This is a genomic window from Acidovorax sp. Leaf73, assembly GCF_916855635.1.
Taxonomy (GTDB): Bacteria; Pseudomonadota; Gammaproteobacteria; order Burkholderiales; family Burkholderiaceae_C; genus Acidovorax; species Acidovorax facilis.
In genome coordinates, this window is record NZ_CAKASI010000004.1 from 237,935 (window position 1) to 257,290 (window position 19,356).

The window sequence follows — 19,356 nt, forward strand, 5'->3', positions numbered from 1 at the left end:
TCTGACCACCGCCCGACACCGCACCCCTCAGAACGCAGAAAGGACCCCGCCCCATGGATGCCGCCCAGACCATCCGCGACTGCATCGCCGACGTGACCGCCCTGCGCCTGCACCGCACGGGCGACCCGGCGCTGGGGGCGGCGGTGGGCAGCGTCAAAAGCCTGCAGGCGCGGCGCTTTCGGGGCACCTATGCGGACCTGATGGGCTCGCCCGCGTTCGGACCCGCAGCGCAGTTCTTTCTGGAAGAGCTGTACAGCGACACCGACTACACCGACCGCGATCTGCAGTTTGGCCGCATTGCGGGCACGCTGCAGACCATGTTCCCCCAGCCCGTGGTGACCACCGCCGTGGCCCTGGCCGTGCTGCACGCACAGACCGAGGAGCTGGACCAGGACATGGGCCGCGCGTGGTTGCTGCTTGAAGCCGATGCGGCCAACGCTGCCACCCGCTACACCGCTGCCTGGCGCACTGTGGGCCAGCGCCATGCACGAGCGCAGCAGCTGCAGCGCGTGCTGGCCATGGGCACTGATCTGGCGCGCCTCACGCGCACACCTGGGCTGCGGGTGATGCTGCGCATGATGCGCGGCCCGGCCAACGCGGCCGGCATGGGCGCGTTGCAGAGGTTTCTGGAGGCCGGGTTTGACACCTTCGGCCAGCTCGCGCGCCAGCGCGGCGGGGTGGAGCAGTTTCTGGCCACCATCGAGCAGCGCGAGCGCGCGCTGATGGATTTGCTCTTCGATGCCGATCCTGTCACCTGCGGGACCCAGCTCGCCAGCACACTAGGACAAGCCCGATAGTCCGTTACGCGCCCGCCTTCCACAATCTGTGCCCACCTATCAATGGCATTTGGCGAGCACAAGGAAACAAGCGCATGGAAAAGATCTGGCTCAAGAGCTACCCCCCGGGCGTCCCACACGACGTGAAGCCCGAGCAATACCGCTCTGTGGCCCACCTGCTGGAAGAGTCGTTCCGCAAACACGCATCCAGCCCGTTCTCGGTCTGCATGGACCAGTGGATGACCTATGGCGAGCTGGAGCGCCGCTCGGCCGCGCTGGGGGCCTATCTGCAGAGCCTGGGGCTGGAGCCGGGTGCGCGCGTGGCCATCATGCTGCCCAACATCCCCCAGTTTGGCGTGACCATGGCGGCCGTGCTGCGCGCAGGCTACACCTGCGTGAACGTGAACCCGCTGTACACCGCGCGCGAGCTGGAGCACCAGCTCAAGGACTCGGGCGCCACGGCCATCGTGATCCTGGAGAACTTTGCCCACACGCTGGCTGAGGTCATTGACCACACGGCTGTCAAGCATGTGGTGATGGCCTCCATGGGCGACCTGCTGGGCTTCTGGTTTGGCAAATGGATCACCTTCGCCGTGCGCCACCTCGCCAAGATGGTGCCTGCGTATGACCTGCCGCTGTCCAACGGCCGCAAGGTCGTCACGTTCAAGAAGGCGCTGTCGCTGGGCGAGCACAAGTCGCTCGCGCCCAGCCAGGCCACGCTCGATTCCATCGCCTTCCTGCAGTACACGGGCGGCACCACAGGCCTGTCGAAGGGCGCGGTGCTCACCCACCGCAACATCGTGGCCGCCACGCTGCAGGCCGAGGCGTGGTTCACGCCCGCACTGTCCAAGGTGGGCGACCTCTCCAAGGCCAACTCCATTGCCGCGCTGCCGCTGTACCACATCTTCGCGCTCACGCTGTGCCTGCTGGCCATCCGCCAAGGCTCCAGCCTCACGCTGATCCCGAACCCGCGCGACATTCCGAAGTTCGTGGCCGAACTCAAGAAGCGCCCCTTCCACATGCTGCCTGCGGTGAACACGCTGTTCAACGCGCTGCTGCAAAACCCGCAGTTCAAGACCCTGGATTTTTCGCACCTGTGCGTGTCGCAGGCCGGAGGCATGGCAGCCAGCGAGGGCACGGCCAAGCAGTGGCAGAAAGTGACCGGCAGCACCATGATCGAAGGCTGGGGCATGAGCGAGACCTGCGCCATCGGCACCAACAACCCGGTGATCAGCACCACCTTCAGCGGCAACATCGGCCTGCCCTTGCCGGGCATCGACATCGCCATCAAGGACGACGAAGGCAACAGCCTGCCCCAGGGCGAGTCGGGCGAGATCTGCATCCGCGGCCCCAACGTGATGGTGGGCTACTACAACCAGCCCGAAGAAAACGCCAAGGCCTTCACGCCCGACGGCTTCATGCGCACGGGCGACATCGGCATCATGGACCCGCAGGGCTACACCCGCATCATCGACCGCAAGAAGGACATGATCCTGGTGAGCGGCTTCAACGTGTTCCCCAACGAGCTGGAGCAGGTCATCAGCCTGTGCCCCGGCGTGGTCGAATGCGCGGCCATTGGCGTTCCCGACGAGAAACAGGGCGAGGCCATCAAGGTGTTCATCATCAAGAACGACCCCGCCCTGACCGAGGACGAAGTGGCGAACTACTGCCACCAGAACCTTACGGGCTACAAGCGCCCCAAGTACATCGAGTTCCGCGACGAGCTGCCCAAGAGCAATGTGGGCAAGATCTTGCGCAGGGAATTGCGCAAGGCTTGACGCTGTTCACAAGGGCAGCGCGCCAAGCGCCGCCCCCTGCCACCTCCCCCAGGGCGCTTCGGCGCCCTTTTTCTTGGGTTCCGACCATGCAGGTCGCCCCACTGCACCGGTACTCCAATGTCTGCATCTTCGGGTTTTCACCGACTAGCAAACGTTTGCGCAAACGTTTGCTTTCGTTATCATCCCAATCGCGACAAGGCACCGGGCATCCGCAGCCGCTCCTTTTTGGGGGCGCTGCCGGGGATTTCCCTCCACGCTGTCGGTCGCCTTAGGGCGACGCTGAATAAGCCTCCGCGATGCGGCGGGCCCTGGATCGGGATGGGCTGCAAGGCGCAAACCACAGTGATAGCCGTAGCTATCGCGAGGATTTGCAACGCTGCAGACCGTCCTGAGCCAGGGATGCGCCGGGCGCGAGAGGCTTGTTCAGCGTTGCCTTTGTCCACATTCCAACCTGGAGACAACACCCATGCAGTTCACCCGCCGTTCCGTTCAGACCGCCGCCGCCCTCGCCGTTGTGGGCAGCCTGCTGGCCAGCCCTGCCTTCGCGCAGGACAAGCCCAAGATCGCGCTCATCATGAAGTCGCTGGCCAACGAGTTCTTCCGCACCATGGAAGACGGCGCCAAGGCGCACCAGAAGGCCCACGCCAAGGAATACACGCTGGTGGCCAACGGCATCAAGAACGAGACCGACACGGCAGCGCAGATCAAGATGATCGAACAAGCCATGGCGCAGAAGGTCAGCGCCATCGTGCTGGCCCCGGCCGACTCCAAGGCGCTGGTGCCCGTGGTCAAGGCGGCCATCGACAAAGGCATTCTCGTGGTCAACATCGACAACCAGCTCGATGCCGACGCGCTGAAGGAAAAGAACATCACCGTTCCCTTCGTGGGCCCGGACAACCGCGCAGGCGCCAAGCTGGTGGGCGACCACCTGGCCAAGACGCTGAAGGCGGGCGACAAGGTGGGCATCATCGAAGGCGTGTCCACCACCTTCAATGCGCAGCAGCGCACCCTGGGCTACCAGGACGCCATGAAGGCCGCCAACATCACCGTGGTGGGCGTGCAGTCCGGCAACTGGGAAATTGAAAAAGGCAACACCGTGGCCGCCGGCATGATGCGCGAGCACCCTGACCTCGTGGCCTTGCTGGCCGGCAACGACAGCATGGCCCTGGGCGCCGTGGCCGCCGTGAAGGCCGCTGGCAAGACCGGCAAGGTGCAGGTGGTGGGCTACGACAACATCGGCGCCATCAAGCCCATGTTGGCCGACGGCCGCGTGCTGGCCACCGCCGACCAGTACGCCGCCAAGCAGGCCGTGTTCGGTATCGAACTGGCGCAGAAGGCCCTGGCCGCCAAGACGCCGCAGAACCAGCTGCCCGCCGCGGTGAAGACGGATGTGGTGCTGGTGACGAAAGACAGCAAGTAAATCCGAGAGCGGCGAACAAGGCCCTTCTGGCGTTGTTCGCCGCTCAACCGATAAACCCCGCCCTGCAGCCGCCCACTTCAAGCCCCCATGCCCAGTCGCTCGCCCGCTCCTCAGTCCCCGCCCTTGCTCGCCATCCAGGCCGTGGGCAAGGACTACACCGCCACCGTGCTCGACGGCGTGAACGTGGAGCTGTTTGCGGGCGAGGTGCTGGCGTTGACCGGGGAGAACGGCGCGGGCAAGAGCACGCTGTCCAAGATCCTCTGCGGGCTGGAGCAGCCCACGCGCGGCGGCATGTTGCTGGCGGGGCAGGCCTACGCCCCCACGTCGCGCCGCGATGCCGAGCACCACGGCGTGCGCATGGTGATGCAGGAGCTGGGCCTGGTGCCCACGCTCACCGTAGCCGAGAATTTGTTGATGGGCCGCCTGCCGCACCGCCTGGGCTGGCTGCAGCGCGATGTGCTGCACGCCGCCGCCCGTGCGCAGCTGGCCAAGATCGGGCTCGACAACATCGACCCCGCCACCCCGGTCTCGCAGCTGGGCATCGGCCAGCAGCAGATGGTGGAGATTGCGCGCAACCTGCAGGACGACACGCGCATCCTGGTGCTGGATGAGCCCACGGCCATGCTCACGCCGCGCGAGACCAATTACCTGTTCGAGCAGATCGCCCACCTCACCGCACGCGGCGTGGCCATCATCTACGTGTCTCACCGGCTCGAAGAGCTGCGCCGCATTGCCGACCGCGTGGCCGTGCTGCGCGATGGCCGCCTGGTGGACGTGCGCCCCATGGCGGGCATGAGCGAAGACGACCTCGTGCAGCGCATGGTGGGCCGCGTGGTGAGCGACCTGGACCACCGCCCGCGCCGCCCCATCGGCCCCGTGGTGATGAGCGCCCAGGGCCTGGGCCGGGGCACCGCCGTGCAGGACGTGAGCCTGGAGCTGCGCGCGGGCGAGATCTTCGGCATTGCCGGGCTGGTTGGATCGGGCCGCACCGAGCTGGTCCGCCTGCTGTTCGGCGCGGACCGGGCAGACCGCGGCAGCGTGACGCTGCACCCAGAATTTGAACAAAAACAGCCTCTAGCGCTTGATGTGCAAGCGCAACCAGCTATACAAAACATAGCAAACCAGAAACCTGCGGTTTCCCAGGCCGCACCCCGCACGATTCCCCGTGGTTTCGCGTCGCCGCTGCAGGCCATCGCCGCCGGTGTGGGCCTGGTCACCGAAGACCGCAAATCCCAGGGCCTGCTGCTGTCGCAGCCCATCCGCATCAACGCCACGCTGTCCGACCTGTCGGCCGTGTCGCGCGGCGGCTGGCTGCAGCGCGGGCTCGAAAGCCGCCTGGTGCAGGGATTCATCCGCACCCTGCGCGTGCGCTGCCACGGCGCAGAGCAGCCCGTGGGGCAACTGTCGGGCGGCAACCAGCAAAAGGTGGTGTTTGCCCGCTGGCTGCACCGCGAAGGCCGCGTGCTGCTGCTCGATGAACCCACGCGCGGCGTGGACGTGGGCGCACGCGCCGAGCTGTATGGCGAGCTGGACCGCATGGCCGCAGAAGGCCGCGCGCTGCTCATGGTGTCGTCGGACCTGCGCGAACTCATGGCCATGGCCGACCGCATCGGCGTGATGAGCGCAGGCCGCCTGGTGGCCGTGTTCGAGCGCGGCGAGTGGTCCGAGCAATCGCTGCTGGCGGCCGCGTTCTCCGAGCCCGGCAGGCGCACCAGCACCACCCCTTCAACCTCTTCTCCTGTGACCGCATGAACGCTCCCACCGCATCTGCCGCGCCCGCTGCGGCGCCTTCCTCCGCTTCGGTCTGGCGCAGCCAGCTGGGCACCTACCTGGGCCTGCTGGCCGTGCTGGCAGGCATGGTGGCGCTGTTCTCGTCGCTGTCCGAATACTTCTGGAGCGCCGAGACCTTCATCACCATCGCCAACGAAATCCCGGCCCTGGCCGTGATGGCCGTGGGCATGACCTTTGTACTCATCATCGCGGGCATCGATTTGTCGGTGGGCTCTGTGATGGCGCTGGCCGCCGCCACCTCGGCCGCTGCCATCCTGCAGTGGGGCTGGACGGTGCCCGCCGCCGCCGCGCTGGCACTGGCCACGGGCCTGGTGTGCGGCACCATCACGGGCACCATTTCCGTCGCGTGGCGGTTGCCCTCGTTCATCGTGTCGCTGGGCATGCTCGAAGCCGTACGTGGCAGCGCCTACGTGGTCACCGACTCGCGCACGCAGTACGTGGGCGATGCGATCTCGTGGCTGTCGGCACCCTTCTTTGGCGGCATCTCGTTCGCGTTCTTGCTGGCCGTGGTGCTGGTGGTGGTGGCGCAGCTGGTGCTGTCGCGCACGGTGTTCGGCCGCTGCGTGGTGGGCATTGGCACGAATGAAGAAGCCATGCGCCTCGCAGGCGTGGACCCGCGCCCCATCCGCGTCATCGTGTTTGCCATGACCGGCCTGCTGGCGGGCCTGGCGGGGCTGATGCAGTCGGCCCGGCTGGAAGCCGCCGACCCCAACGCCGGAACCGGCATGGAGCTGCAGGTGATTGCGGCCGTGGTGATTGGCGGCACCAGCCTCATGGGCGGGCGCGGCTCGGTGGTCAACACCGCGTTTGGCGTGCTCATCATCGCGGTGCTGGAGGCGGGTCTGGCCCAGGTGGGCGCCAGCGAACCCAGCAAGCGCATCATCACGGGTTTTGTGATCGTGGCGGCCGTCATCGTGGACACGCTGCGCCAGCGCCGCGCCAAGGTCTGAGAGACTGATTACCGCGACCGTCTGCCCCACCAACAACGACCTCATTCTTCTTTTTGCATGGCTACTATCAAGGACGTTGCGCGCCACGCCGAGGTGTCGGTCACCACGGTGTCGCACGTTGTCAACGGCACGCGCCGCGTGAGCCCCGAGGGGCGCGAGCGCGTCGAGGCCGCCATCCGCGCCCTGGGCTACGTGCCCAGCGCCATTGCGCGCAGCCTCAAGAGCAACAACACGCGCACGCTGGGCATGCTGATCCCCAACAGCTCCAACCCCTACTTTGCCGAGATCGTGCACAGCGTGGAAGACCGCTGCTTTGGCGCAGGCTACAACGTCATCCTGTGCAACACCAATGACGAGGCCCACCGCCAGGGCACCTACCTGCAGGTGCTGGCCGAGCGGCGCATTGATGGGCTCATCGTGGTCTCTACCGGGCACGACGCCACGCTGGCCACGCAGCTGGCGGGCCTGTCCATCCCCACCGTGCTGGTGGACCGAGAAATCGACATCGCCGAACAACAGCCCTGTGACCTGGTGGAAACCGCCCACATGCAGGGCGGCCTGCTGGCCACGCGCCACCTGCTGTCGCTGGGCCACCGCCGCATTGCCTGCATTGGCGGCCCCGACGGCATTGCACCCAGCGAGCAGCGCATTGCCGGCTGGCGCACCGCGCTGGCCGACGCGGGCTGCGGCGCGGGGGAGGGCCTGCTGTGGCATGGCAACTTCACGAGCCAGGGTGGCTACGAAGCCATGCACGCCGTGCTGCGCGCGCCCGAGCCGCCCACCGCCGTCTTCGTGTGTAACGACCTCATGGCCATGGGCGCGCTGTGTGCCGCGCACGAACGCGACCTGCGCGTGCCCGAGGCACTGTCCATCGTGGGTTTTGACGACATCGAATTGGCCGCCTTCACCAGCCCGCCGCTCACCACCGTGGCCCAGCCCAAGCAGCGCATCGGCGCGCTGGCCGTGGACATGCTGCTCGAGCGCATCGATGGCAAGCGCCAGGACGCACGCAAAGTGATGCTGCAGCCCGAACTGCGCGTGCGCGCCTCCACGGCCCATGCGCCTGGAGGTGCGGCATGAGCACCACCCACACGCCCCGCATCGCCGTCGTCGGCAGCCTGAACATGGACCTGGTGCTGCAGGTTCAACACGCGCCGGGCCCTGGCGAGACCGTGCTGGCCGACGCCCTGCACCTGGTCCCCGGCGGCAAGGGCGGTAACCAGGCGGTGGCCTGCGCGCGCCAGGGCGCCCAGGTGGCCTTGTTTGGCCGCGTGGGCGATGACGGCTACGGCCACACGCTACGCGCCGGGCTCGATGCCGACGGCATAGACCACAGCGGCGTGCAGACCGACACCGACACCACCACCGGCGTGGCCGCCATCACCGTGGAGGCCAGCGGGCAAAACCGCATCGTGGTCGTGCCCGGCGCCAACGGCCGCTTTGTGCTGGATGCCGCCGCGCTGGGCACCGCACTGCACGGCGCAGGCGGCCTGGTGCTGCAGTTCGAAACCCCCCTGCCCCAGGTGCTGGCCGCCGCCGAGATGGCCCGTGGGGCGGGTTGCCCGGTGGTGCTGAACCCCTCGCCCATCCAGCCCCTGCCCGATGCGATGTGGCCGCTGGTGCACACGCTGGTGGTGAACGAGGTGGAAGCCGCCGCGCTGGCGGGCCAGAGCGTGGACACCCCCGCCGATGCCGCGCAGGCCGCACAAGCCCTGCGCGCCAAGGGCCCCGCACAGGTCGTAGTAACTCTGGGCGCTGCGGGCGCCGTGGCCGCCGATGCGGCAGGCAACCGCTACCACCCCGGCCTGGTCGTGAAAGCCGTGGACACCACGGCCGCTGGTGACACTTTCCTGGGGGCACTGGCCGTGGCGCTGGCACGCGGCGATCCGCTGGACGCCGCCGTGCGCGAAGGCATTCGGGCATCGGCCCTGTGCGTCACCCAGCCCGGCGCCCAGCCTTCCATCCCCACCCGCGCCGCCGTGGCGCAAAGCCCCCAACCGCCCGCCTGGAGCCCCCTGTGAAACGCACCGCCCTGCTGCACGCCGAACTCTCCCACGCCATCGCCACCCTGGGCCACGGCGACATGCTGGTGATTGGCGACGTGGGACTGCCCATCCCCAATGGCCCGCGCCGCATCGACCTGGCGCTGACGCCGGGCATCCCGGCCGTGGCCGATGTGCTGCGGGTGGTGCTGGACGAAATGCAGGTCGAAAAAGCGCTGATCGCCACCGAAGCCGTGGAGCGCAATAGAGGGCAGTTGCCCGCCTGGTGCCACTTGCCGGTGGATCCCCAGGCCGTATCGCACGATGAGTTCAAGCGCTTGACCCAGCAAGCCCGTGTGATGGTGCGCACGGGTGAGTGCACGCCTTATGCCAATGTGATTCTGGTGGCGGGCGTGACGTTCTGACACAGCCTGGGTGGCCAGGCTGCGGGTTTTGGAGGACTTCGGGCAGGCGCGACCTGCGGTACGCTGGGCAGCAGCCCACGGCGCGGCGTTGATGCCCGCCACCGATGCCCCGAATTCCTGCACCCATGCCCACCACAGCGCCCCACGATCTCCTGCCCCCTGAAATCACCGTTCTCGAACGCGGCTGGCTGTCGGCCAACAACATCCTCTTCATCGGCCACCACGACACGGCCATCGTGGACACCGGCTATTGCAGCCATGCCGAGCAAACCGTGGAGCTGGTGCGCGATGCTCTCGCGGGCCGCAGGCTGGACCGCCTGCTCAACACCCACCTGCACAGCGACCACTGCGGCGGCAATGCCGCGCTGCAAAAGGCCTGGCCCGGCGTGCTCACGGCCATTCCACCCGGCCAGGCCGACCATGTGCGCCAGTGGGATGCCTATGCGCTCAGCTACACACCGACGGGCCAGGAATGCCCACCCTTTCGGGCCGACACGCTGCTGGTGCCCGACTCCTGCGTACTGCTGGGCGACAAGCCCTGGCAGGTGCATGCCGCGCCGGGGCACGATCCGCATTCGGTGGTGTTGTTCGAGCCCCAGGGCCGTGTGCTGATCTCGGCCGATGCGCTGTGGGAAAACGGCTTTGGCGTGGTGTTTCCCGAGCTGGAAGGCGAAGACGCGTTCGCCCAGGTGGCCGCAACGCTGGATGTGATCGAGCAGCTATCGCCCCAGGTCGTGATCCCCGGCCACGGGCCGGTGTTTGTCGATGCGCCCCGTGCCATCGATGGCGCACGCCGCCGCCTGGACGGTTTTGTGCGCAACCCGGGCAAACATGCGCTCTATGCGGCCAAGGTGCTGCTCAAGTACAAGCTGTTGGAATGGCAGCAGATCAGCCTCCAGGACCTGGCTGCATGGGCGCAGGCCACGCCCTACTTCGGCATGCTGCGCGAGCGCCACTTTGCCGATCAGGCCGAGGTTGAATGGCTTGGCAGCCTGAGCGACGAACTGGTGCGGTCCGGTGCGGCCACCCGCCAAGGCGACATGCTGCACAACGCATAGATACGACGTCCGCCCGGACCTTGGCATCCCCGATGAACGCAGCAACGTACCTCAGTCAGTGCCGCCAGGCACGCCCTTGACCGGGCCGCTGCAGGCGTCCCTCTTGGGGGACGGCACACAGCGCCTCGGCACGGCTTCAATGCTTGTGCTGCTTGTCGCACCCCGTCACATGGTTGTTGCTGCTGGACATGCACTGGTAGAACGCCTTCTTGTTGCCCGATGCGCCCTGGCAGTCCGATACGCTGTATTTGCCCTTGGCTTCACGGATCTTGGGTGCCGCCTTGTCAAAGTCCGCCTGGGCCATGTAACCGTCGCGCACGTTCTTCTGGCCCACTTCCAGCATGAGGTCGGCTTGGTAGTGGATGTTGTCCACGGCGGTGGCGCAGTTGAGCGGCACTTGCTTGCCGTCCACCGTGCCCAGGGCCTTCTTCAGCCCCTCGCCAAATTCCTGAACGTCTTTCGGAATCTTCTTGGTGCCGTCGGGGTTGAACTGGGTGGCACCCGCCGACTTGCCAGCAGAAGAGGCACTGCCCTTGCTGCCTGCCCCACCGCTGCCACTGGTACCGTTGTTGTTCTGCAGCTTCATCGGCTCGGCATCCTGTGAGGTAGGCGGCGGCTGCGATCCGTAATGGGTTTTGCCGTCGGCATCGACCCACTTGTACACCGGCTGCGCCTGCGCTGCTGCGCCCAAAGCCATCGCCAGGGCGACCATGGCCACCCAACCCAGTTTTCCCATGGCTTACCCCTCCAAATATTGGCAAAAATAGGCCCTAGCGCTTATCTGATAAGCGCCAGCAGCTCTTCTATTTATAGCAACCACCGGCCCATCAAGGCAAATCCTTGTTCACCTCTGGCAACGCCGCATCGCGCGGGCCGATCGTGCCCAGGCGGCTCTTGAGCGACTGGGGCTGGCCGGTGAGCATGGCCGCGTAGTTGGTGGTGTTGGACAGCACTTTCTTCACGTAGTCACGCGTCTCGGCAAACGGCACGTTCTCGGCCCAGATGGCGGCGTCCAGCACCGGGCCGTTGCGCCAGCTGCGCGGGCGGCCGGGGCCAGCGTTGTAGGCGGCCGCGGCCATGGGCATGGAACCCGCAAAGTCGTCCAGCGCGAGCTTGAGGTAGGCCGTGCCGATGGTGATGTTGGTGTCGCGGTCATTGATCTGGTCGGCCGTGAAACCGTTCAGACCGATCTTCTTGGCCGTCCAGCGCGCGGTGGCGGGCATCACCTGCATGAGGCCCGAGGCGCCCACGTGCGAGCGCGCATCCATGATGAAGCGGCTTTCCTGGCGGATCAGGCCGTACACGTAGGCCGGGTCCAGGCCGATGCCATTGGCACGCTCCACCACCGCGCTGCGGAAGGGGGTGGGAAAGCGCTGCGTAACGTCCACGACGCTCTTGGTGCGCTCGCTGGTGTTGATGCAGCGGTCCCACACCTCGCGCTGGCAGGCAAAGTCGGCAGCGGCCAGCAGTTCGCGGTCGGGCATGCCGCCGCTTTGGTGCAGGTTGGTGGTGTAGTTCCACTCGCGCACGCCTTCGCTGCGCAGGCCCAGCAGGATGGCGTACAGGGCGCGGTTGAGCCCCGGGTTGGCGCGAGCGGCGGCCTTTTCTTCGGCGGTGAGGGGCGCGGGCGCGGGCGGCGTGGTGATGCGCTGGCCCAGCTCTTCGAGCGCCAGCTGCTCATAGAAGCCGCGCGTTCCGGCAATGCCTTCGAGCAGTTGCCGTGCTTCGGCGCGTTCGGCATCGCTCACGCGGCCCGCCAGCAGCGAGCGCGCCTTCCAGTACACCCAGGTGCTGTCCTGGCGGCCTTCAGGGCCCATGGCGTCCACCGCCTTGCCCACGGCCTTCCACTGGCCAGCGCGCAGGGCGGCACGCACCTTCCAGCCCAGCAGGTCGTCGTTGAGGTCGCTGTCCTTGGTCACATTGGCAAAGTAGCCATGGGCGTTGCTGGCCAGCTTCTGCGCGGCGGTCTTGCCAATCACGCCCCAGGCCCAGTTGCGCTCTTCGGCAGAGAGGTGCACGCCCCATTTGTTCTCCAGCTGGTAGGCCGCGCTGTCCGGGTCGCTGGTGGCCAGCTTCAACAGGGCGAGCAGCACCAGTTCCTGCCGGGCCTTGCCAGCGGCAGTGGCGCGCGAGAGCAGGTATTTGCTGGGCGCATCGAGCACATCCTTGAGTTGCGGCAGCGATTCCGGCGAGACGATTTCGACCGCCGTGCGCACCACGCGGGGCCGGTTGGCCTCCACGCCCAGGCGGGCCTTGCGCCACACATCCAGGGCCGAGAGCTTCTTGTAGCCATACAGCTCGCGCGCGGCGTGGGTGCAGCCATCGTCGGCGTCGCGGATCGCATACCAGTTGCTGCGCACGTCCTCGGCCACGGTGGCTGGTGCCGTACCCTTGATCTGGTCGATCAGCAGGGCGTAGCAGCGCACTTCCTTGTCGTCCGACATGCGGTAGCTCGGGTGCTGCTCGGCAAACTGGCTCCAGTCGCGGCGCTGACCCAGCAGCAGCAGCCAGTCGTTGCGCAGGCGGTCTTCCTGGTAGGTGCCGGCGTAGCGCTGCATAAAGGACTGGATCTCCTGTGGCGAGGCCTCGCCAAGACGCACGCGCAGCTCCCAGTAGGCAGCCCAGGGCTCCAGCGCATGGCCGCGTGCCGCAGGCAGCAGCTGCGCGAGCTTGTTGCGGTCGCCCTTGCGGAACGCCTGCTGCATCTCCAGCAGGGTATCGTCACCACGGTTTTGCGCCATGACAAGGGGCGCGGTAGCAGCCAGCAGGGTGGCGGCCACAAGGGGTGTCAGAATCGCTCTGAGAAATTGCATGGGGGAATTATCTGATGGACAAAGCAGCCCTTCGGCGCGCATTGATAGAAGAACGCCTCAACCTGCCGGACCGCCTACAGCGGGCCGACCTGTTACAGCAGGTGATGCGCATCTGGCTGGTGAACCGGCCCGATACGGTGATTGGTGCCTACTGGCCCATCAAGGGCGAGTTTGACCCCCTGCCCGCCCTGCACCGCTGGAAGGAAGACGGCGAGTTGCTGGACGAGCCCCTGCGCCGCCGCATCGGCCTGCCCGTGGTCAACAAGCAGCACAAGACCCTCACCTTCCACGCCTGGTACCCCGGCTGTCCCATGGAAGAAGACGCCTACGGCATCCCCAAGCCCAAGGACACTGAGGTCATCGTGCCCACGCTGCTGTTTGTTCCGTGCGTGGGCTACGCGCCGGGTGGCTACCGGCTGGGCTATGGCGGTGGGTTTTACGACCGCACGCTGGCCACGCTGCAGCCCAAGCCGTTCACCGTGGGTCTGGGCTTCACCCATGGCTATCTGGATGATTTCGAGCCTGAGGAGTTCGACCTGCCGCTCGATGCCATCCTGAACGACAACGGGGTAGTCTGGCCTGTCTGACCGGCCAGACCGGCTCCTCGGGGCCCGGTGATGCGCGCTGCGCATCATTCAGACCTTTTTTGGCATCGCTGGCGCATCGCGCAGCCGCTAGCATGGCGGGCTGACCTTCATTTTTCAGGTGTCCCCATGTTCAAGCTCTACATCGGCAACAAGAACTACTCCTCATGGTCCATGCGCCCCTGGGTGCTGCTCAAGCAGGCGGGCATTGCGTTTGAAGAAGTGCGCGTGCGCTTCGACAGCTTTGACGCCGATTCGGAGTTCAAGCGTGTGATGAGCCCCGTGAGCCCCACGGGAAAGGTGCCTGCACTGGTCGATGGCGATCTGGTCGTCTGGGACACCCTGGCGATTGCCGAATACGTGGCCGAAACCCACCCCGACAAGAAGCTCTGGCCCGCGGACGCCAAGGCCCGCGCACGCGCACGCAGCGTCTGCGCCGAGATGCACAGCGGCTTCACCGCCCTGCGCGGCAACTGCCCCATGAACATTGAGGCGAATCTGGCCGATGCCGGCGCGCTGATCTGGCGCGACAAAGCCGGCGTGCGCGCCGACGTGCAGCGCCTGGTAGAGATGTGGAGTGCACTGCTGCAGGAGCACGGCGGCCCCCTGCTGTTTGGCGAGTTCACCGTGGCCGACGCCTACTTTGCCCCCGTGTGCATGCGCCTGCACTCTTATGCCCTGCCCGTACCCACCCCCATCAAGGCCTATGTAGACCGCGTGCGCGCACTGCCCGGCGTGAAAGCCTGGATCGACGAAGCCCTGGCCGAGAAGGACTTTCTGGACTTCGAAGAGCCGTACCGCCTGCGCCATACCGAGGGTTGAGCATCGCCATGGCTGTCACCATCTACCTGCGCTACGTGCTCAACACCAGCAAGCTCAAGGAGTTCGAGCACTACGGCAGGCTGTGGATTCCACTGGTCGAGAAGTTCGGCGGCCAGCACCACGGCTACTTCATGCCCAGCGAGGGCGCCAACAACATCGCGCTGGCGCTGTTCACGTTTGAGAGCCTCGCGGCCTACGAGGTGTACCGCCAGCAGTCGATGCAGGACGCGGAGTGCCAGGCAGCGTTCCGCTACGCCGAGGAGACGGGGTGCATCGCGAGCTACGAGCGGAGTTTTTTCAGGCCGGTGTTCAACTAAGACTTCAGGTCGGGTCAGTAGGAAGCCCAGCGCGAGGACTCTGTCTATTCGCGCACGATCAGCTTGCCTTCATCGTCATATTCGTTAGCCCAGCCAATGTGAATCGCCATCTGGCCCAATCCCACCAGCGCGACAATGGCTGCGATCGCGAATAGAAATGCGCGGCCATCGTAGACAGCTTCGTATGGATAGAGGATCCGCTCCTTGTCGGCGATCTGGAACACGCGCGCACCATCGTGCCAAACAGTGAGTTGCGCTTGACGCGCCTCCATCCTGACCAATTGTTCGATAGGGCACCTGCCCGACTTTCCCCTCTTGCAGGAAACCTCCGAGCCCGAGGCAGTCTGAAAGACGGCCTCCTGAACCACTGGCCCCGGGTGCTTCACCCTAACTGTCGCGCTCTCCGCCGTAAGCGTTTCAAATGGAGGAGCGTACGGCCAAAGAGCGGCTCCCATCAGCAAAGCCGACAAGGCAAAGGTGAAAACCGTCACACGTTTTTTCATAGCTCGCACTCCTTTCATTGCACGTCCATCACCTCACAGACAGAACGCTGATCAGTTCGTCCAGACCTCCAACAACGAGCTATCGGAACTGCTTGCGCAAGAACGCCTTGTGCCGCGCAATGTGCGCCAACTGCGCCGGGGCAATGGTGCCGCCCAGGTCTTCCTCCTCCGCGTTCAGCACTTGGTTGGCATAGGCGAGCGCACGTGCTACCACCTCTTCGTCGCTCACACCCTGCTGCGCAGCCAGATCCAGCGCCACGCGCTTCATGGCGCGCTGTGACAGCATCCACATGGCGCCGAAGGCATCCCACGCGGCCATCGCTTCCTTGAACTTGTCGCGGTCGGCCAGGATTTCATTGAGCGGCTTGGCCAGGATCTCTTGCAGGTCGTCCACCTTGGCCTTGAGGGCTTCGAACTGTGCCTCGCGCCGCAGGGCTTCTGCGGCGGCGTTGGCCGCTGCGTCGGGCGCCGTGGGCACGGGCACGCTGCCGTCGGGGTTGAGCTGGGCAATGGTGAGTTCGGACGATAGGGACATGGTGGGCTGGAATATACGACCGAGGGCTCGTCCTAAACTACACCGATGCAAATCTACATGGTGGGCGGCGCGGTCCGCGACAAGCTGCTGGGCCGGCCGGTGAATGACCACGACTGGGTGGTGGTAGGTGCCACGCCCGAGCAGATGCTGGAGCTGGGCTACCTGCCCGTGGGCCGAGACTTCCCGGTGTTTTTGCATCCCGAGACACGCGAGGAATATGCACTGGCACGCACCGAGCGCAAGAGTGGGCGGGGCTACCGGGGCTTTGTGGTGGAAAGCTCGCCCGACGTGACGCTGGAAGAAGACCTTTCCCGCCGCGACCTCACTATCAATGCAATAGCTACTAACGCTTATGGGACAAGCGCTGGAGGCATTTTTGACCCATATTCTGGCGCCAAAGACATCGAGGCGCGGGTGCTGCGCCATGTGACCGACGCCTTCCGCGAAGACCCGGTGCGCATTCTGCGCGTGGCGCGGTTTGCAGCGCGGTTCACCGACTTCACGGTGGCGCCCGAGACGATGCAACTGATGCGCGAGATGGTGGCGCATGGCGAGGTGGACCACCTGGTGGCCGAGCGCGTGTGGCAGGAGCTGGCGCGGGGCCTGATGGAAGAAAAGCCTTCGCGAATGTTCGAGGTGCTGCGCGAGTGCGGCGCGCTGCAGGTGCTGTTGCCCGAAGCGGCGCGCCTGTGGGGCGTGCCCCAGCGGGCCGAGTACCACCCCGAGGTGGATACGGGCGTGCACCTGATGATGGTGCTGGACATGGCGGCCCGGCTGCAGGCGCCACTCCCCGTGAGGTTTGCCTGCCTGGTGCATGACCTGGGCAAGGGCACCACGGCCGCCGATATGCTGCCGCGCCACATCGGGCATGAGGAGCGCAGTGCGGAGCTGCTGAAAGACGTGGCCGAGCGCCTGCGCGTGCCCGTGGACTGCCGCGAGACGGCCGATGTGGTGGCCCGCGAGCACGGCCACATCCACCGCAGCGGCGACCTCTCGGCCGCCGCGCTGGTGCGCCTGCTGGAGCGCTGCGACGCCATTCGCAAGCCCGAGCGGTTCGCCGACATCCTGTTGGCCTGCGAATGCGATGCGCGCGGACGGCTGGGGTTTGAAGAATCCGCCTACCCGCAGCGCCAGCGGCTGGCGGCTGTGCTGGCGGCCGTGCAGTCGGTGGTCACGCGCGACATTGCAGCGCAGGCGGCGGCCAAGGGCGTGGCTGGGCCGCAGGTGGGTGCGTTGATCCACCAGGCGCGGGTGGAAGCGGTGGCGCAGTGGCTGCACGTTGCCTGACCCTGCACACCACCGCCCAAGACGCGGACAGCCCCTCCTACAATCCGCGTCCGCCTGTATTCCATCCGGGGTACAGCCTTGCAAAACCCTGGTGCAGTTTCGCGCCCGCACAGCCATCCCAACGTCTCCATGACCACTGTTCACATCCGCCTTGCCACCCCGGCCGACGCTGACACCGTCGCGCCGCTGTTTGATGCCTACCGGCAGTTCTACGAGCAGGCGCCAGACCTGGCCGGAGCGAAGGCCTTCATCGCGGAGCGGTTAGAGCGTGAAGAGTCGGTGATCCTGCTGGCGCTGGATGCGTCGCAAACGGCGGTAGGCTTTTGCCAGCTATACCCCACGTTCTGCTCGGTGGAGGCCGCCCCTATCTACACGCTGTACGACCTGTTCGTGGCCCCCGCCGCCCGCAAGACAGGCGCCGGGCGCAGCTTGCTGATGGCAGCAGAAGCCACGGCCCGCACCCATGGAAAGGTGCGCATGGACCTGACCACAGCACACACCAACACCACCGCGCAGTCCCTCTACGAATCGCTGGGCTGGACGCTGGACACGGTTTTCCGAGCCTACAACAAACGCGTCAGCGCCTGAACCACCAGGGCGCTTGGCACACTTGCCGCGCCCCCTCACCAGCGCAGCAGGCGCGGCCCCAGCACCGCCCCCAGCGCAGTCGGGATGGCCATGCCCGCCACATACCAGACAGCCAGGAAGGGCGTGGCCATTTCGGGGCAATGCAGGGCGTACACCAAGGCGCCCAGCGCACCCGCCAGCAAACCAGCGCCCGCACCCGTCCACACCAGGCGCGTGGGGGCAGCGCCCTTGAGGGCCCAAAAGCCTGCAACAAATGCCGGCACCGACAGCGCCGCGATATTGAACGGGCAGGTGCGCCAGGTGCTGCCCAGGATGAGCGGCATGCGCTCTGCGGCGGACACCTGCGACAACGCCCACAAGGCCATGGCCCACAGCACCAGCGGCGGTACGGCCAGCCACAGGGCTGCGTGGCCCAGCGCCATGCCAGGGCGGGCCATGCGGCGCAGCAGCGCCAGCCCGGCAGCAGCGAGCGCGGCGGCAAACACCAGCTTGCCCCAGAACATGGGCAGCGCCATGGTGGCCAGCAGATCTGGGCGCAGACCGAACAGGGACAGCATTAGCACCCCGGCGCCGGCAATGCCCGCCAGTGCGGCCACCACAAAGCGCTGCTCTATCGCGTTGCGCTGCACCGGCCGGTCATCGGTGGCCAGCAAGTGGATCAATTCATCGGTTTTCATGCCATTCCCCTGATCTTGGCGGCCAGGGCCTTGAGCCCCCGGTGCACGCCGACTTTGACAGCCGACTCCGACAGCCCCGTGAGGCGCGCCGTCTCGACCACCGACAAACCTTCCAATTTCACATACTCAATCGGCAGCCGTTGCTTGTCGGGCAGCGTGCGCAGCAACTGCCCCAGGTCCCGCCGGGCTTCGGCGGCCTCGCTGTCGCTGCGGGCAAACAACTCGTCGGCATCGTCCAGCGGGTCGTTGCGCCCCTCTTTGACTTCATGCGAGCGCAACCAGTCGATGAGCTTGTAGCGCGCAATCGCGTGCACCCAGGCCGTCACCGGCATCTCGGGCCGGTAGGTGTGGCGCTGGTTGTGCACCGCCAGCAGCGTCTCCTGCACCAGGTCTTCCACCTCATCGGGCCGCTGCGCAAGGCGGCGGCGCAAAAAGGCGCGCAGGTGGGCGCTCAGCTCTTTCAAAAAGCGCTGGTAGGCGGCTGCGTCGGCATCCAGCCCCTGCATCAACAAGCCGCGCAGGCGTTCTTCCACACTCTCCATGGTGTCTCCCTGCAAGAAATTCGTATGCCGGAGCCATTGGGTTACAGGCATCGCAAAAAATGTTTCGCCATGCCGCTCCGAAATTTTTCGTACAGCGCTGTAACCCGCAAGTTGCGCTGCGCGAATTACAACGCAGATCGGGCAGTTCAACGCGGCCTCTCGCTGCACCCCGATCGGATTCAACCCTGACCCAACCCTCGGAGAACCGTACCATGACCACTCGCACCCTCAGCCTCGGCGCCCTTGCCCTTGTAGCCCTGACCTCTGGCGCCGCCATGGCCCAAACCACCTCCGCCCCCATGGACGGCGCCAAACCCGCCATGGAGAAGTGCTACGGCGTCTCGATGGCTGGCAAGAACGACTGCGCTGCCGGCCCCGGCACCACCTGTGCGGGCTCCGCCAAGGTGGACTACCAGGGCAACGCCTGGAAGTTTGTGCCCGCAGGCACCTGCGCCACCATCAAGACGCCCAAGGGCATGGGCTCGCTCACCCCCATCAAGGCCTGACC

21 protein-coding genes are annotated in these 19,356 nt (G+C 66.3%); 15 read left to right on the forward strand and 6 right to left on the reverse strand.

The features are described from left to right. Positions 1 to 53 precede the first annotated feature (53 nt). The 9 genes from LPA35_RS14340 to LPA35_RS14380 all read left to right on the forward strand — a co-directional run bounded on the left by LPA35_RS14340 (position 54) and on the right by LPA35_RS14380 (position 10,180). Positions 54 to 797 (forward strand): hypothetical protein, encoded by a 744-nt coding sequence (locus LPA35_RS14340; protein ID WP_228897433.1) that lies wholly within the window; start codon positions 54 to 56, stop codon positions 795 to 797. A 74-nt stretch (positions 798 to 871) separates the two neighbouring features. After that, on the forward strand, positions 872 to 2,554 hold the full coding sequence (locus LPA35_RS14345) for an AMP-binding protein (protein ID WP_099731323.1): 1,683 nt from the start codon (positions 872 to 874) through the stop codon (positions 2,552 to 2,554). A gap of 466 nt (positions 2,555 to 3,020) precedes the next feature. Further along, entirely contained in the window at positions 3,021 to 3,974 is a 954-nt protein-coding gene (locus LPA35_RS14350) for a sugar ABC transporter substrate-binding protein (protein ID WP_228897434.1), read from the forward strand. A gap of 87 nt (positions 3,975 to 4,061) precedes the next feature. Next, positions 4,062 to 5,726, forward strand: a complete 1,665-nt coding sequence (locus tag LPA35_RS14355; RefSeq protein ID WP_228897435.1) for a sugar ABC transporter ATP-binding protein — start codon at positions 4,062 to 4,064, stop codon at positions 5,724 to 5,726. Next, positions 5,723 to 6,715, forward strand: a complete 993-nt coding sequence (locus tag LPA35_RS14360; RefSeq protein ID WP_228897436.1) for an ABC transporter permease — start codon at positions 5,723 to 5,725, stop codon at positions 6,713 to 6,715. The genes LPA35_RS14355 and LPA35_RS14360 overlap by 4 nt, the downstream gene beginning before the upstream one ends. 57 nt (positions 6,716 to 6,772) lie before the next feature. Then, positions 6,773 to 7,795: a LacI family DNA-binding transcriptional regulator gene (locus LPA35_RS14365; protein ID WP_218298903.1), complete on the forward strand. Its 1,023-nt coding sequence runs from the start codon at positions 6,773 to 6,775 to the stop codon at positions 7,793 to 7,795. Further along, positions 7,792 to 8,736: a ribokinase gene (gene rbsK, locus LPA35_RS14370; RefSeq protein ID WP_228897437.1), complete on the forward strand. Its 945-nt coding sequence runs from the start codon at positions 7,792 to 7,794 to the stop codon at positions 8,734 to 8,736. The genes LPA35_RS14365 and rbsK overlap by 4 nt, the downstream gene beginning before the upstream one ends. Continuing rightward, complete coding sequence (gene rbsD / locus LPA35_RS14375) at positions 8,733 to 9,122, forward strand: D-ribose pyranase (protein ID WP_121507634.1); 390 nt, start codon at positions 8,733 to 8,735, stop codon at positions 9,120 to 9,122. The genes rbsK and rbsD overlap by 4 nt, the downstream gene beginning before the upstream one ends. Before the next feature lie 125 nt (positions 9,123 to 9,247). Continuing rightward, entirely contained in the window at positions 9,248 to 10,180 is a 933-nt protein-coding gene (locus LPA35_RS14380; RefSeq protein WP_228897438.1) for an MBL fold metallo-hydrolase, read from the forward strand. Between the two features lie 136 nt (positions 10,181 to 10,316). Here the strand turns inward: LPA35_RS14380 and LPA35_RS14385 are convergent, their stop codons facing one another. Further along, positions 10,317 to 10,916 carry a DUF4124 domain-containing protein gene (locus tag LPA35_RS14385; RefSeq protein ID WP_228897439.1) on the reverse strand — a complete coding sequence of 200 codons (600 nt, stop codon included), beginning with the start codon at positions 10,914 to 10,916 and terminating at the stop codon, positions 10,317 to 10,319. 91 nt (positions 10,917 to 11,007) lie between these two features. Further along, on the reverse strand, positions 11,008 to 12,993 hold the full coding sequence (locus LPA35_RS14390; RefSeq protein ID WP_228897440.1) for a lytic transglycosylase domain-containing protein: 1,986 nt from the start codon (positions 12,991 to 12,993) through the stop codon (positions 11,008 to 11,010). Between the two features lie 14 nt (positions 12,994 to 13,007). On the opposite strand from LPA35_RS14390, the gene LPA35_RS14395 reads away from it, so the two are divergent. From LPA35_RS14395 to LPA35_RS14405, 3 genes are all read left to right on the forward strand, one after another. Then, positions 13,008 to 13,580 (forward strand): 5-formyltetrahydrofolate cyclo-ligase, encoded by a 573-nt coding sequence (locus LPA35_RS14395; RefSeq protein WP_121422201.1) that lies wholly within the window; start codon positions 13,008 to 13,010, stop codon positions 13,578 to 13,580. Positions 13,581 to 13,706: 126 nt separating this feature from the next. After that, on the forward strand, positions 13,707 to 14,399 hold the full coding sequence (locus tag LPA35_RS14400) for a glutathione S-transferase family protein (protein WP_228897441.1): 693 nt from the start codon (positions 13,707 to 13,709) through the stop codon (positions 14,397 to 14,399). Between the two features lie 8 nt (positions 14,400 to 14,407). Then, positions 14,408 to 14,716 (forward strand): NIPSNAP family protein, encoded by a 309-nt coding sequence (locus LPA35_RS14405; protein ID WP_228897442.1) that lies wholly within the window; start codon positions 14,408 to 14,410, stop codon positions 14,714 to 14,716. Positions 14,717 to 14,760: 44 nt separating this feature from the next. Here the strand turns inward: LPA35_RS14405 and LPA35_RS14410 are convergent, their stop codons facing one another. Continuing rightward, positions 14,761 to 15,219, reverse strand: coding sequence for a hypothetical protein (locus LPA35_RS14410; protein ID WP_228897443.1), 459 nt, complete (start codon positions 15,217 to 15,219; stop codon positions 14,761 to 14,763). A gap of 79 nt (positions 15,220 to 15,298) precedes the next feature. After that, complete coding sequence (locus LPA35_RS14415) at positions 15,299 to 15,754, reverse strand: hypothetical protein (protein WP_228897444.1); 456 nt, start codon at positions 15,752 to 15,754, stop codon at positions 15,299 to 15,301. A 45-nt stretch (positions 15,755 to 15,799) separates the two neighbouring features. On the opposite strand from LPA35_RS14415, the gene LPA35_RS14420 reads away from it, so the two are divergent. Together LPA35_RS14420 and LPA35_RS14425 are read left to right on the forward strand one after the other, a co-directional pair. Then, positions 15,800 to 17,041, forward strand: coding sequence for a multifunctional CCA addition/repair protein (locus LPA35_RS14420; RefSeq protein WP_228897445.1), 1,242 nt, complete (start codon positions 15,800 to 15,802; stop codon positions 17,039 to 17,041). A gap of 129 nt (positions 17,042 to 17,170) precedes the next feature. Further along, positions 17,171 to 17,629, forward strand: a complete 459-nt coding sequence (locus LPA35_RS14425) for a GNAT family N-acetyltransferase (protein WP_176888209.1) — start codon at positions 17,171 to 17,173, stop codon at positions 17,627 to 17,629. Between the two features lie 35 nt (positions 17,630 to 17,664). On the opposite strand, the gene LPA35_RS14430 is transcribed toward LPA35_RS14425, so the two are convergent. Continuing rightward, positions 17,665 to 18,306: an NrsF family protein gene (locus tag LPA35_RS14430; protein WP_121422194.1), complete on the reverse strand. Its 642-nt coding sequence runs from the start codon at positions 18,304 to 18,306 to the stop codon at positions 17,665 to 17,667. After that, entirely contained in the window at positions 18,303 to 18,848 is a 546-nt protein-coding gene (locus tag LPA35_RS14435; protein ID WP_228897446.1) for a sigma-70 family RNA polymerase sigma factor, read from the reverse strand. Before LPA35_RS14435 ends, LPA35_RS14430 begins: the two co-directional genes overlap by 4 nt. A gap of 212 nt (positions 18,849 to 19,060) precedes the next feature. On the opposite strand from LPA35_RS14435, the gene LPA35_RS14440 reads away from it, so the two are divergent. Continuing rightward, entirely contained in the window at positions 19,061 to 19,354 is a 294-nt protein-coding gene (locus tag LPA35_RS14440) for a DUF2282 domain-containing protein (RefSeq protein ID WP_121507643.1), read from the forward strand. The last annotated feature ends 2 nt before the right edge of the window (positions 19,355 to 19,356 follow it).